General features: G+C 58.8%; 14 protein-coding genes. 5 read left to right on the top strand and 9 right to left on the bottom strand.

Annotated elements, in window-relative coordinates:
* The first annotated feature begins 48 nt into the window (after positions 1-48).
* Complete coding sequence (locus ACR52_RS06475; RefSeq protein ID WP_048722002.1) at positions 49-744, top strand: lipoate--protein ligase family protein; 696 nt, start codon at positions 49-51, stop codon at positions 742-744.
* Here ACR52_RS06475 and crp read toward each other — a convergent pair.
* Complete coding sequence (gene crp / locus ACR52_RS06470; RefSeq protein WP_048722989.1) at positions 741-1385, bottom strand: cAMP-activated global transcriptional regulator CRP; 645 nt, start codon at positions 1383-1385, stop codon at positions 741-743. The two genes, ACR52_RS06475 and crp, sit on opposite strands and share 4 nt — an antisense overlap.
* Positions 1386-1632: 247 nt before the next feature.
* Between crp and ACR52_RS06465 the strand changes: the two genes are divergently transcribed.
* Entirely contained in the window at positions 1633-2055 is a 423-nt protein-coding gene (locus ACR52_RS06465; RefSeq protein ID WP_005792019.1) for an OsmC family protein, read from the top strand.
* Between the two features lie 82 nt (positions 2056-2137).
* On the opposite strand, the gene coq7 is transcribed toward ACR52_RS06465, so the two are convergent.
* The 6 genes from coq7 to hemJ all read right to left on the bottom strand — a co-directional run bounded on the left by coq7 (position 2138) and on the right by hemJ (position 6617).
* The gene (coq7, locus tag ACR52_RS06460) at positions 2138-2785 is read right to left on the bottom strand and encodes a 2-polyprenyl-3-methyl-6-methoxy-1,4-benzoquinone monooxygenase (RefSeq protein ID WP_048721995.1); all 648 of its coding nucleotides are present in this window, start codon (positions 2783-2785) and stop codon (positions 2138-2140) included.
* 146 nt (positions 2786-2931) lie between these two features.
* Positions 2932-3270 carry a histidine triad nucleotide-binding protein gene (locus tag ACR52_RS06455; protein ID WP_048721993.1) on the bottom strand — a complete coding sequence of 113 codons (339 nt, stop codon included), beginning with the start codon at positions 3268-3270 and terminating at the stop codon, positions 2932-2934.
* A 46-nt stretch (positions 3271-3316) separates the two neighbouring features.
* On the bottom strand, positions 3317-4105 hold the full coding sequence (locus tag ACR52_RS06450; RefSeq protein ID WP_048721991.1) for an SDR family NAD(P)-dependent oxidoreductase: 789 nt from the start codon (positions 4103-4105) through the stop codon (positions 3317-3319).
* 64 nt (positions 4106-4169) lie between these two features.
* Positions 4170-5132 (bottom strand): DUF805 domain-containing protein, encoded by a 963-nt coding sequence (locus ACR52_RS06445; protein WP_048721989.1) that lies wholly within the window; start codon positions 5130-5132, stop codon positions 4170-4172.
* Between the two features lie 69 nt (positions 5133-5201).
* Complete coding sequence (locus tag ACR52_RS06440) at positions 5202-6164, bottom strand: NAD(P)H-dependent flavin oxidoreductase (protein ID WP_048721986.1); 963 nt, start codon at positions 6162-6164, stop codon at positions 5202-5204.
* Positions 6165-6188: 24 nt separating this feature from the next.
* Positions 6189-6617 (bottom strand): protoporphyrinogen oxidase HemJ, encoded by a 429-nt coding sequence (gene hemJ / locus ACR52_RS06435; RefSeq protein WP_048721984.1) that lies wholly within the window; start codon positions 6615-6617, stop codon positions 6189-6191.
* Positions 6618-6753: 136 nt separating this feature from the next.
* On the opposite strand from hemJ, the gene argC reads away from it, so the two are divergent.
* Both argC and erpA read left to right on the top strand, forming a co-directional pair.
* Positions 6754-7788, top strand: a complete 1035-nt coding sequence (argC, locus tag ACR52_RS06430; RefSeq protein WP_010206935.1) for an N-acetyl-gamma-glutamyl-phosphate reductase — start codon at positions 6754-6756, stop codon at positions 7786-7788.
* Positions 7789-7942: 154 nt separating this feature from the next.
* Complete coding sequence (gene erpA / locus ACR52_RS06425) at positions 7943-8293, top strand: iron-sulfur cluster insertion protein ErpA (RefSeq protein ID WP_020292766.1); 351 nt, start codon at positions 7943-7945, stop codon at positions 8291-8293.
* 65 nt (positions 8294-8358) lie between these two features.
* Here erpA and ACR52_RS06420 read toward each other — a convergent pair whose 3' ends face one another.
* Both ACR52_RS06420 and ACR52_RS06415 read right to left on the bottom strand, forming a co-directional pair.
* Positions 8359-9450, bottom strand: a complete 1092-nt coding sequence (locus ACR52_RS06420; RefSeq protein ID WP_048721981.1) for an anhydro-N-acetylmuramic acid kinase — start codon at positions 9448-9450, stop codon at positions 8359-8361.
* Positions 9451-9453: 3 nt separating this feature from the next.
* The gene (locus ACR52_RS06415) at positions 9454-10872 is read right to left on the bottom strand and encodes a peptidoglycan DD-metalloendopeptidase family protein (protein WP_048721977.1); all 1419 of its coding nucleotides are present in this window, start codon (positions 10870-10872) and stop codon (positions 9454-9456) included.
* Between the two features lie 210 nt (positions 10873-11082).
* Here ACR52_RS06415 and tyrS point away from each other — a divergent pair, with 210 nt between their 5' ends.
* Positions 11083-12288 carry a tyrosine--tRNA ligase gene (tyrS, locus tag ACR52_RS06410; protein WP_048721975.1) on the top strand — a complete coding sequence of 402 codons (1206 nt, stop codon included), beginning with the start codon at positions 11083-11085 and terminating at the stop codon, positions 12286-12288.
* The last annotated feature ends 183 nt before the right edge of the window (positions 12289-12471 follow it).

Below are 12471 nucleotides of genomic sequence, written 5' to 3'. Positions count from 1 at the left end.
GCCCCTCCCACATTAAGTTTTGTGTCTGTTCACAGAGGTAGGTGTTCGATGACTCAGCCCGTGATGATGACCGTTGAAGCAGGTCTTGCTGCCGAGCAAGACCTACTGGCCGCCGTTTGCGCGGGTGAGCAGGAATTTGGGCTGTTGTTCTGGCAGCCCTGTGATCAGGCATTGGTGATGCCACGCCGCTTAAGCCGATTGCCAGCGTTCGATAGCGCCAGCCGTGTGTCCGCGGATGCCGGTTGGCCGGTGTTGCTGCGGGAAACCGGTGGTGAGCCGGTGCCGCAATCGAGCGCCACGGTGAATATCGCGCTGGTGTACGCACCGCCGCGCAGCGAAGGCGATCAGGGCCGGATCGAAACCGGTTACCAGCGGTTGTGCCAACCGATCTGTGACCTGTTGATCCAATTGGGCGGCGATGCCACGGTCGGTGAGATTGACGGTGCATTCTGCGACGGCCGCTATAACGTCAACCTCAACGGCCGCAAAATGGTCGGCACCGCCCAGCGCTGGCGCCAAAGCGGCGGCCGTCCAGTGGGGTTGGTGCACGGCGCGTTGTTGCTGGATAACGATCGCGAAGAGCTGATTGCGGCGGTCAACCGGTTCAATGAGGCCTGCGGCCTGGAGCAACGGGTTCGCGCCGACAGCCATATCGCCCTGCACGAAGCCTTCCCTGCGCCGGATGCGATCAGCCGACTCGACACCTTGTACCGCCAGATGCTGGCCAGCTTCCTGCCGGGTTAACGGGTACCAAACACCACCATCGTCTTGCCTTTGACGTGCACCAGGTTGCGCTCTTCCAGGTCCTTGAGCACGCGGCCGACCATCTCTCGTGAACAGCCGACAATGCGCCCGATCTCCTGGCGCGTGACTTTGATCTGCATGCCGTCGGGGTGGGTCATGGCGTCTGGCTGCTTGCACAGTTCCAGCAGGCAGCGAGCCACCCGGCCGGTGACGTCAAAAAACGCCAGGTCGCCGACTTTGCGCGTGGTGTCGCGCAGGCGCTGGGCAATCTGCCCGCTCAAGGCGTAGAGAATGTCGGGGTCCTGCTGGGCTAATTCGCGAAATTTCGCGTAGCTGATCTCGGCGACTTCGCATTCGATCTTGGCGCGTACCCAGGCGCTGCGTTCCTGCTCTTTACCGGCGGGTTCAAACAGCCCCAGTTCGCCAAAAAAATCACCGGTATTGAGGTAGGCGATGATCATCTCGCGGCCGTCCTCATCCTCGATCAGGATGGTGACCGAGCCTTTGATAATGAAGAACAGCGTTTCGGAGCGCTCGCCTGCGCAGATGATGTTGTGTTTGGCGGGGTAGCGCCGACGCTGGCAATGCATCAACAGTTTGTCGAGATTCTTGATCTTGGGTATGGGCGTAAGAGCAACCATGGTTGTATCCCGAAAAGACTGCACGGTGTTGTTGGAGTTGTTTTTATCCAGCGATGTCGGCATTGATACACGCTGTACAAGGGATGGCAATGCGCCAGTCCGTTGGCGCCAGCTTAACAGACACATTCTGACTCGATTAGCGAATTTAACGGCCAAACGCTGATGTCGATCGCTTTCGTGAGAATCGCAGCCGCTGGCGGGCGCTGTGCTAAGCTGGCGACCCTTTTTTAGCAGTGGAGTCTGGGCGATGAAGGCACGCATCCAATGGGCGGGCGAAGCCATGTTCCTCGGTGAGTCGGGCAGTGGCCATGTAGTGGTCATGGACGGCCCGCCGGAAGCCGGTGGCCGTAACCTGGGTGTACGCCCGATGGAAATGCTCCTGCTGGGTGTAGGCGGTTGCAGCAATTTCGATGTCGTCAGCATCCTGAAGAAATCCCGCCAGGCCGTGGAAAGCTGTGAAGCCTTCCTGGAAGCCGAGCGCGCCACGGAAGATCCCAAGGTCTTTACCAAGATCCATATGCATTTTGTGGTGAAGGGCCGGGCGCTGAAAGAAGCCCAGGTCAAGCGCGCCATTGAGCTGTCGGCCGAGAAGTATTGCTCTGCTTCGATCATGCTGGGGGCGGCCGGTGTGGCCATCACCCATGATTATGAAATCATCGAGTTGGGGTGATCGCAGGATCGGCTGAAAAAAAGGGCGCTTTGAAAGCGCCCTTTTTTGCAGGTTAGATTCGATGTGCTTAGATTCGACGCACTTAGATTCGATAGGTGCTTTTGGTCATGACCTTGGCCAGCACGCTCATGCCAAACCTTACCGGCGCCGGGAAGCGGAAACCGCCGGCATCCAGTGCGCTTTCCGCATGATGTTCTTCATCAATACGCATCTGCTCAAGAATCGCCCGGGACTTTTCGTCCTCGGCCGGCAATTGCTCCAAGTGTTCATCCAGGTGTTTGCATACCTGATGTTCGGTGGCTGCGACAAAACCGAGGCTGACTTTGTCGCTGATCAAGCCGGCTGCAGCGCCTATACCGAACGACAGTCCATAAAACAGCGGGTTCAGCACGCTGGGGTGACTGCCCAGTTGGCGAATGCGTTGTTCGCACCAGGCCAGGTGGTCGATTTCTTCCTCGGCCGCATGCTCCATGGCCGCACGCACTTGCGGCAGCTTGGCGGTCAGGGCCTGGCCTTGGTACAGCGCCTGGGCACAGACTTCGCCGGTATGGTTGATGCGCATCAGGCCGGCGACATGGCGGGTGTCGATCTCGCTCATCTGCGCATCGGGCTGCACGATGGCGGGAGACGGACGGTACGGTTGGCCACTGAAGGGCAGCAGCGTGCGCATGGCCATGTCGGCTTGCAGCAACAGACGGTCAATCGGCGAGTAGTGACGTTGGGTAGTCATGCTGACCTCCGGGAAGAATCTCGGCGGCCAGTTTACCGCAAGAGAGGGCGAAGCGTTTGCGCTGAGTCAATTTGCCCCCGTTGCGAGGGAGCTTGTCGCACCGTCCCGTTCGACTGCGCAGCGGTCGCAAGCTCCCCGCAATGAACTCAGCCCGGCGGCCAGTTCATTTGGCGCTGACCCAGAACGTGCATGTGGATGTGGTAAACGGTTTGCCCGCCATCTTCGTTGCAGTTCATCACTACGCGAAAACCCTTTTCGCAGCCTTGTTCCACAGCCAGTCGCTGGGCGGTGAATAAAATGTGGCCGGCCAGGGCTTTATCGTCTTCCGTGAGGTCATTGAGGGTGCGGATCGGCTTTTTCGGGATTACCAGGAAATGCACGGGCGCCATTGGGGCGATATCGTGGAAGGCGAGGACTTGATCGTCTTCGTAGATGATCTTCGCGGGTATTTCTCGGTTGATGATCTTGGTGAACAGAGTATCCACAGCTGTTTCTCCATGGTGAAAGTGCAGAGTGAGTGTACGCACGCGGTCAGCGCGGGCAATAGGCCTTGTTGATGGCACCGGCGATCTTGCGGGTCAGCCAGCGCGGGCTGAAACGGGGGCTGAACGCCAGCCAGCGGTTGCGGCGACCGGGGATGATGATGGCTTTGTTTTTTTCCAGTGCACGCACAGTGTGGAGCGCTACTTCTTCCGGGCTCATGAGCTGTTGGCTGCGATCGAGCTTGGCAGTGTCCATTTGCGCAGTCCCGAAGAATGCGGTGCGCGTTGGGCCAGGGCACAGTACCGAAACCTTGATGCCGCAGCTCTTCAGTTCTTCGCGCAAACCTTCGGAGAAGTGCAGCACATACGCCTTGCTCGCGTAGTAAGTGCTCATCCACGGGCCGGGTTGGAACGCGGCGATTGAGGCAACGTTGAGAATTTGCCCGCCACCGTTCAGGGCCATGGCATTGCCGAGGGCGTGACACATACGCGTCAGGGCGAGGATGTTGACTTCGATCAGGTCCTGCTCGGTCATCCAGTCCTGGGCCAGGAACGGCCCACTGGTGCCAATACCGGCGCAGTTCACCAGCAAGTCGATTTGCCGCTCGCCTTCTTCGAGCTCCAGCAGGAACCCGGACAAACGCAGGGGTTCACCCAGGTCGCAGGCACGAAACAACACCTCGACGCCGAAGCGTTGAGTCAATTCGATTGCAATGCTTTCCAACTGATCACGCTGGCGGGCCACCAGAATCAAGCTGCGGCCACGACGGGCCAGTGCTTCAGCCAAGGCCATGCCGATGCCGCTGGAGGCACCGGTGATCAGAGCGTAACGGGTCATGCCTTTCTCCATCGCAACGCCGCCGGGCCTGTGACAGAGACATCACAGGCGGCGGGCGTTTCTTTTACTGTTCTGGAGAGTCTACAGGTTCGGCCGCTTCGTCAGCACTTTGCGTATCTTCTTCCTCGACGATCACGCTTTGATCGGTGTCATCGTCGGCGTTGATCGAGCTGCTTTCGTAGCTGCTGTCCACGTTGGCTTCGAGTTGGTCGAGGTAGCCGTTCATGCCCAGCGCCAACACAATGATGAGCATCAGCGGGATAAACGCCAGCCACAGGGAGGCCAGTACCTTCACCGCAGTGGAGTTGCGCGGTGGTGGCGCACCGTACTGGTTGGCGCCGGTATTACCCGGTAACACCAACAGCAGCAGCGGGAAAATGCTGTTCACGAACGGTACTAGGTTGAGCAAGTACAGCCAGCCGGACCAGCCCAGGTCGTGCAGGCGCTGCACGCCGATTTGTACGCTGACCCAGACAAGTGCAACGAACAGCGCGAAGCCCAGCAGCGAACCGAGGATGACGCCAGCCGTCGGCGAAGCGGTCGCCACGGCGAAGCTTGCGGTGGCGATGATGCCCGAGGCGACCAGCAACGCGACGGTCAATACCAGCGTCCAGGCCAGGTACCGCAGGCGGCCGATGCGCCCATGGATAGTGAATGCGTTGAGCGTGGCGAACTCCGGCAGGTCATCACCCACCGCCGCGCGCGGCGGTGCATACGGCGAAGCGGCAGGTCGGGAGAGGTCAGAGGCGCCCGAATCCGTCTCGTGGGCTTCGGCCAGGCTGAAGGCCACAGGCTGTTCGGATTCGATACGCGCGTCGACCCCGGCGTTCTTTAGCGCAGTGAGGTAGGTTTCGGCATCAGAACGGGACAGGTCGCGCTTAAGGGCGACTGGGCGGCCGGTGAAGAGCTTCTCGATTGCCTCGACGTCACTTTTGAACAATTCGGCGAGATTCAGTTTGGCGGTGGTGCTTTCGACACCCGGGAGCAGGGCTCCGTCAAACACAATCTTGAAACGGTTGTCGCTCATGCGGGCATCCTTGTCACGTAATAGGGAAGGGGGCAGGCCTGCTTCTATTGAGCAGGCCTGGCAAGTGTATCAGCGAGGCCATCGCAACTGTGTCGCCTTCTCGCGTGCGACGCGGTATTCGGCATCCAGGCGGGCAACGAGTTCATCGACGCTGGGCAAATCATTAATTTCACCGACGCCTTGGCCGGCCGACCAGACGGTCTTCCAGGCTTTGGCTTCGTCGCTTAACGGTTTGAGCTTGGAACCGAAATTGACTTCGCCTTTGCCTTGCAGGGCAGCGAGGTCGAAACCGGAGTTTTCCAAGCTCTGGCGCATAAAGCTGGCGGGCACGCCGGAGACCGCAGGAGTGTGCACGATGTCGGCGGCCCGCGATGTGAGCAGCATCTCTTTATACGCATCCGGGGCATGGCTTTCGGTGGTGCCGATAAAGCGCGTGCCGAAATACGCAAGGTCTGCACCAAGCAGTTGGGCGGCGAGAATTTCGTGCCCGTGGTTGAGGCAGCCGGCGAGCAGCAGGGTTTTGTCGAAGAACTGGCGGATTTCGGCAATCAGCGAGAAGGGGCTCCAAGTGCCGGCATGGCCCCCGGCGCCGGCCGCCACTGCGATCAAACCATCGACACCTGCTTCAGCGGCTTTTTCGGCATGGCGCCGCGTGGTGACATCGTGAAACACCAGGCCGCCGTAACTGTGCACGGTATCCACCAATTCCTTCACCGCCCCCAGGCTGGTGATGACGATTGGCACTTTGTGCTCGACGCAGATCGCCAGGTCAGCCTGCAGCCGTGGGTTGCTGTTGTGCACGATGAGGTTCACGGCGTAAGGCGCGGGGTTGTCCAGTTGAGCCAGGCCCGCTTCGATTTCTTCCAGCCAGGCCTTGAAGCCGCTGCTTTCGCGCTGGTTGAGCGCGGGGAAACTCCCGACCACCCCGTTGCGACAGCAGGCCAGGACCAGTTGCGGGTTGGAGATCAGAAACATCGGCGCAGCCACCACGGGCAGGCGCAGACGTTGTTCAAGCAAAGCGGGCAGCGACATTGGAAGTACCCCGAGTAATTGAAGTTAGAACGGTTTGACCACGACCAAAATTACGATAGCCAGCAATATCAGAACCGGGACTTCATTGAACCAGCGATAAAAGACATGGCTGCGGGTGTTTTCGCCACGGGCGAAGCGTTTTACCTGTGCGCCGCACATGTGGTGGTAGCCGATCAGGAACACCACCAGCGTGAGTTTGGCGTGTATCCAGGCGCCCGATTGAAATATGCCGGGGTTGAGCGCAATCAGCCAGATGCCGAATACCAGAGTGGCCAGCATCGACGGGCCCATGATGCCGCGGTACAGCTTGCGCTCCATGATGCTGAAGCGTTCCTTACTCACGGTGTCCTCGCTTTGTGCGTGGTAGACGAACAGGCGTGGCAGGTAGAACAACCCGGCAAACCAGCACACGATGGCGACGATATGGAAGGCTTTGACCCATAGATAAAGCATTTTTAGTTATTCCCAGGTTCACGGTAACTGAAGATAGTAGTGGCTCATGCGTCCATACGTCACGTTGGCGGTTGTCGCAGGGCGATACGGCCCCTATTATCGACGGCTTTCCAGTGGGTTCGTTGAGGGCAGGTTTATGGTCAAGGTCGGTATCGTCGGCGGCACGGGTTACACCGGTGTCGAATTGCTGCGTCTGTTGGCTCAGCATCCGCAGGCAGAGGTGGTGGTCATCACTTCCCGATCCGAGGCGGGCCTTGCCGTGGCCGATATGTACCCGAACCTGCGAGGCCACTACGACGGCCTGGCGTTCAGCGTTCCGGACATCAAGACTCTCGGCGCTTGTGACGTGGTGTTCTTTGCCACCCCTCATGGTGTTGCGCATGCGCTGGCCGGTGAGCTGCTGGCGGCCGGCACCAAGGTTATCGACCTGTCGGCCGATTTCCGCTTGCAGGACGCCGATGAATGGGCCAAGTGGTACGGCCAGCCTCACGGAGCTCCAGAGCTGCTGGAAGAGGCGGTCTACGGACTGCCGGAAGTCAATCGTGAGCAAATCAAGCAAGCGCGCCTGATCGCGGTGCCGGGTTGCTATCCGACCGCGACCCAACTGGGTTTCCTGCCATTGCTGGAAGCCGGCCTGGCCGATGCTTCGCGCCTGATCGCGGACTGCAAGTCGGGCGTCAGCGGTGCCGGTCGTGGCGCAGCTGTAGGTTCGCTGTACTCCGAGACGTCTGAAAGCATGAAGGCCTATGCGGTCAAAGGGCATCGCCACTTGCCGGAAATACGCCAAGGTCTGCGTCGCGCCGCCGGCAAAGACGTGGGCCTGACCTTCGTGCCGCACCTGACTCCGATGATCCGCGGGATTCACTCCACGTTGTATGCGACCGTCGTTGATCGCTCGGTGGATCTGCAGGCGTTGTTTGAAAAGCGCTACGCCAATGAGCCGTTCGTCGATGTGATGCCGGCGGGCAGCCACCCCGAAACCCGCAGCGTGCGCGGCGCCAACGTGTGCCGGATTGCGGTGCATCGTCCGCAGGATGGCGACCTCGTAGTCGTGCTCTCGGTCATCGATAACCTGGTCAAGGGCGCGTCGGGCCAGGCGGTACAGAACATGAACATCCTGTTCGGCCTGGATGAGAAGCTGGGTCTGTCCCATGCGGGCATGCTGCCTTAAGAGCAGCTGTAAGCTTCAAGTTGTCTGCGGCAAGCTTGAAGCTTAACGGCTTGAAGCTTGCCGCTGCTCCCATAATAGTTGACCGCTTTTCTAGGAGAAGCGGATAATGCCGACCATTACGCATATGGCGGCGCTACGCCGGGAGATTATCAGCATGAGCGTTGAATCCTTCACCCCCACGGCTTTGCAATTCACCCACGGTGCTGCGCACAAGGTGAAGAGCCTGGTCGATGAAGAGGGTAATGATCGCTTGAAGCTGCGCGTATTCGTTACGGGCGGCGGTTGTTCAGGGTTTCAGTACGGTTTTACCTTCGATGAAGATGTGGCCGATGATGACACCATCGTCGAGCGCGAGGGTGTGAGCCTGGTTGTGGATCCGATGAGCTTCCAGTACCTGGCAGGTGCAGAGGTGGACTATCAGGAAGGTCTGGAAGGCTCGCGTTTTGTGATCAAGAACCCTAACGCCAGCACTACGTGTGGTTGTGGGTCTTCGTTCTCGATCTGATCGATAGCTGACACAAAAACGCCGCTTGGCTTTGATCGGCCAAGCGGCGTTTTGCTGTCTGGGGATCAGGCCGGGTAGATCGCGCCCAATACCCGCAATCCGCGTGCGCCGGTAACGCTCGGGCGGTTGGCGGCGATGCCTTCCAGGCAGCAATGGGCCAGCCAGGCGAACGCCATGGCTTCCACCCAGTCAGGGTCCACGCCGTAGGCGCCGGTGCTGCTGACGTGGGTAGCAGGCAGAAGCGCGTCCAGGCGGTTCATCAGCGTGGTGTTGTGGGCGCCGCCGCCACAGACCAGTAGGGTTTCGGTCTGGGGTTGGGCGGTTTGCAGGGACTTGACGATGGTCAGGGCGGTCAACTCCAGCAGAGTGGCCTGGACATCCTCGGGTTGATACGCCGGTAGCCCGCCAAGGTGTTGTTGCAGCCACCCCAGATTGAAGACTTCACGCCCGGTGCTTTTCGGGCCCGTGGCCATAAAGAAGGGGTCGCTGAGCAGCGTCTTGAGTAGCTGCGGCTCGACCTTTCCACTGGCGGCCCATTGGCCGTCACGATCAAAATGGTCGCCGCGCTGCTGGTGAATCCAGGTATCCAGCAGGACATTGCCAGGGCCGCAGTCGAATCCGGCTACAGGCTTGCCAGTCTCGATCAGGCTGAGGTTGCTGAAACCGCCAACGTTCAATACGGCGCGGTTGCCGCTGTGCTGGCCAAACAGCGCTTCGTGAAACGCGGGAACTAGTGGCGCGCCTTGACCGCCGGCGGCGACGTCGCGGCTGCGGAAATCACTGACCACCGTGATGCCTGTCAGCTCAGTCAGTAGGGCAGGGTTGCCGATCTGCACGGTAAAGCCCCGCGCAGGTTCGTGGCGGATGGTCTGCCCATGGCTGCCAATCGCGTGTATGTCCTGGGGCTTCAGGTTGTGCTGATCCAGTAAGGCATGAATGCCTTGCGCGGCGAGTGTCACCCAGTGCTGCTGGGCAATTGCCGAACGGGCGATTTCATCCGGCCCGCTGGCGCACAAACTGAGCAGCTCGGTGCGCAGGGGGGCAGGCATGGGGATGTAGCGGGTGGCGATCAAATTGATCGCCGGGTCTTGTTCGATCAGGGCGATATCCAGGCCATCGAGGCTGGTCCCGGACATCACACCTATATAGAGTGGCATGCCTTAACGCTTCGCCGAGGCGAGCAAGGTGGAGCGCTCTTGATCCATGCGCGCCATCAACGGCTGGCTCTGTTGCATGAAGCGCGTGCGCTCAGCCTTGGCGATCGGGTCGGCCATCGGCAGCTTCTGGCCCAACGGATCTACGTGCACGCCATTGACCTGGAACTCGTAGTGCAAGTGCGGTCCGGTAGACAGGCCGGTGGTGCCGATATAACCGATCACTTGGCCCTGCTTCACGCTGCCCCCGGTCTGTACGCCTTTGGCGAAGCCTTGCATGTGGCCATACAGAGTGCGGTAGGTGTTGCCGTGCTGGATGATGACTGTATTGCCATAACCACCGCGACGCCCGGCCAACAGCACCTTGCCGTCACCGGCTGCCTTGATTGGCGTGCCGCGGGGGGCGGCATAGTCGACGCCTTTGTGGGCGCGGATTTTGTTCAGAATTGGATGCTTGCGACCCATGGAGAAACGCGAGCTAATACGAGCGAAGTCCACCGGCGTACGAATGAACGCCTTGCGCATGCTATTGCCATCAGCAGTGTAGTAGCTGCTGTTGCCTTGTTTGTTGGTGTACCGAACGGCGGTGTAGGTCTTGCCACGGTTGGTGAAGCGCGCCGAGAGAATGGCGCCGGTGCCGACCACTTTGCCGTTGGCGACCTTCTGCTCGTAGATCACGTCGAATTCGTCGCCCTGGCGGATGTCCTGGGCGAAGTCGATGTCGTAGCCAAACACACTGGCCATGTCCATGGTCATGCTGTGGGACAGGCCAGCGCGGGCGGCGGATTGCGACAGCGAGCTGTTGATCACGCCGTGCACATAGGCGGAGCGCATCACGGGCTTGGTGGTAATGCGATTGAAGGCAAAGCCCTTGGCGCCCTTGGTCAGGGTGATGCTTTCCAGGTCGCTGACGTTGCTGTGCAGGTTATTTAACTGACCGTCTGGCGTCAGTTCGAACTCGAGCTTCTGGCCGTGTTTGAGCTGGGTGAACTGCTTGGCTTGTTTGTCGCTGGCCAGCACTTCATTAACCGTAGCGGCGGGGAGGCCGACCTTTTCGAACAGCGTCGAAAGCGTATCGCCTTTCGCCACGATCACTTCGCGGTGTTGAGGGTTCTTGGCTGCATCTACCGTAGGGGCAGGCTGCTCTTGAGCGGCTTGCTTATTGTCCTCCGGGTTACCTTCTATCTGGGCAAACGGCGATTCGGCTGGCGCATTTGTGGCTTGTTGTGCGTCGGAAGCGTCTTGATCTTGTGTCAGTTGCTCAACCGGACTTTCCAAGTCAAGGCTCAGGGATGTTCGTTTGGCTTCTACGTCACTGGAAGGGAATACCAGGAGTGCCAGGCTGAGAAGAGCGGCGATACCACTTGCTGCGAGCAGGTGGGTCTTCGGGTAAAGCGGCGGCGCTTTAGACGGTTCTGTGGTCATAGGTAATTTTGACTTTGAAGATGAAATGGAAAAGATGAATGACATGATGAAGATGAAATAACTGTATAAAATATAACCAAATCATCTGTGGCGCAAGCTCGCGAACGCTGGGCTTGCTGAACGGTGTCCGTATGCAGGGCAAAACTTGTAATTAGTCCCTGATCTTGTATGGTTGGTTCCCCTTTTAAATCTGAGCCTTGCGGGTCTGTTATGAAGTCGGTTGAAGAGCAGCTAGCGCTGATAAAACGTGGTGCGGAAGAACTGTTGGTCGAAGCTGAGCTGATCGAAAAGCTCAAGCGTGGCCAGCCCCTGCGTATCAAGGCCGGCTTTGATCCGACGGCGCCGGATCTGCACTTGGGTCATACCGTGCTTATTAATAAGCTGCGTCAGTTCCAGGAGCTGGGGCATCAGGTCATCTTCCTTATAGGTGACTTCACCGGGATGATCGGTGATCCGAGTGGCAAGAGCGCAACGCGCCCGCCGCTGACCCGGGAGCAGGTTCTCGATAATGCCGAGACCTACAAGACTCAGGTGTTCAAGATTCTTGATCCGGCCAAGACCGAGGTGGCATTCAACTCCACTTGGATGGATCAGATGGGGCCGGCTGACTTCATTCGACTGACGTCCCAGTACACGGTTGCTCGCATGCTCGAGCGGGATGACTTTGACAAGCGCTACTCCACCAATCAGCCGATCGCTATTCACGAGTTTCTGTACCCGCTGGTTCAAGGGTACGACTCGGTGGCGTTGCGTGCGGACGTTGAGCTGGGTGGCACTGATCAGAAGTTCAACCTGCTGATGGGGCGTGAGCTGCAGCGCGCGTATGGCCAGGAAGCTCAGTGCATTCTGACCATGCCGTTGCTGGAGGGCTTGGATGGCGTCAAGAAGATGTCCAAGTCCTTGGGTAACTATGTTGGTATTCAGGAAGCGCCGGGTGTTATGTACGGCAAGCTGGTTTCGATCCCGGATGCGCTGATGTGGCGTTACTTCGAGCTGTTGAGCTTCCGTTCGATGGATGAGATCAATGCGCTGCGTGCTGATGTCGAGGCGGGCGCCAATCCGCGTGACGTGAAGATCAAACTGGCCGAAGAGATTGTTGCGCGCTTCCATGGAGAAGAAGCTGCGGCCAATGCTCACCGTGCGGCAGGCAATCGTATGAAGGATGGCGAACTGCCAGATGATCTGCCGGAGATCGAGTTGACTGCTGCAGAGGCGATGCCGATCGCAGCTGTCCTTAATAAGGCTGGGTTGGTGAAGAACTCGGCAGTGGCGCGTGACCTTTTAGGTTCTGGTGGTGTGCGTATAGATGGTGAGGTTGTGGATCGCACCTTTATATACGTACTGGGTGCTACCCATGTTTGTCAGGCTGGTAAGAAGGCCTTTGCGCGTATTACGCTCAAATCCGAACAAACCTGAAATTAACGCTTGACGGCAGATTCTGAAAGTCTATAATTCGCCCCACTTCCGGCGCAGTCGAAACGGAAAACTCCTTGGTAAACAAAGAGTTATGCGAGATTCGACAGCGGGTTGCTTCAGTTCATCGAAGCCCAGAAGGAGTTGATAGAGCGGTGTAGTTTGGCTCTATTAACGTTTCGATCC

Origin of the sequence: Pseudomonas fildesensis, from assembly GCF_001050345.1 — a bacterium.
In the GTDB taxonomy this organism is placed as follows: Bacteria; Pseudomonadota; Gammaproteobacteria; order Pseudomonadales; family Pseudomonadaceae; genus Aquipseudomonas; species Aquipseudomonas fildesensis.
Note: the sequence above shows the minus strand (reverse complement) of the source record. Positions and strands in the feature narration are given on the sequence as shown.

What these genes read in the sequence shown, in the direction of transcription:
- argC (WP_010206935.1), top strand. Translation starts at nt 6,754, where the DNA reads ATGGTCAAGGTCGGTATCGTCGGCGGCACGGGTTACACCGGTGTCGAA.
- crp (WP_048722989.1), bottom strand. Translation starts at nt 1,385, where the DNA reads ATGGTTGCTCTTACGCCCATACCCAAGATCAAGAATCTCGACAAACTG.
- ACR52_RS06475 (WP_048722002.1), top strand. Translation starts at nt 49, where the DNA reads ATGACTCAGCCCGTGATGATGACCGTTGAAGCAGGTCTTGCTGCCGAG.
- tyrS (WP_048721975.1), top strand. Translation starts at nt 11,083, where the DNA reads ATGAAGTCGGTTGAAGAGCAGCTAGCGCTGATAAAACGTGGTGCGGAA.
- ACR52_RS06420 (WP_048721981.1), bottom strand. Translation starts at nt 9,450, where the DNA reads ATGCCACTCTATATAGGTGTGATGTCCGGGACCAGCCTCGATGGCCTG.
- erpA (WP_020292766.1), top strand. Translation starts at nt 7,943, where the DNA reads ATGAGCGTTGAATCCTTCACCCCCACGGCTTTGCAATTCACCCACGGT.
- ACR52_RS06465 (WP_005792019.1), top strand. Translation starts at nt 1,633, where the DNA reads ATGAAGGCACGCATCCAATGGGCGGGCGAAGCCATGTTCCTCGGTGAG.
- ACR52_RS06415 (WP_048721977.1), bottom strand. Translation starts at nt 10,872, where the DNA reads ATGACCACAGAACCGTCTAAAGCGCCGCCGCTTTACCCGAAGACCCAC.
- coq7 (WP_048721995.1), bottom strand. Translation starts at nt 2,785, where the DNA reads ATGACTACCCAACGTCACTACTCGCCGATTGACCGTCTGTTGCTGCAA.
- ACR52_RS06440 (WP_048721986.1), bottom strand. Translation starts at nt 6,164, where the DNA reads ATGTCGCTGCCCGCTTTGCTTGAACAACGTCTGCGCCTGCCCGTGGTG.
- hemJ (WP_048721984.1), bottom strand. Translation starts at nt 6,617, where the DNA reads ATGCTTTATCTATGGGTCAAAGCCTTCCATATCGTCGCCATCGTGTGC.
- ACR52_RS06450 (WP_048721991.1), bottom strand. Translation starts at nt 4,105, where the DNA reads ATGACCCGTTACGCTCTGATCACCGGTGCCTCCAGCGGCATCGGCATG.
- ACR52_RS06445 (WP_048721989.1), bottom strand. Translation starts at nt 5,132, where the DNA reads ATGAGCGACAACCGTTTCAAGATTGTGTTTGACGGAGCCCTGCTCCCG.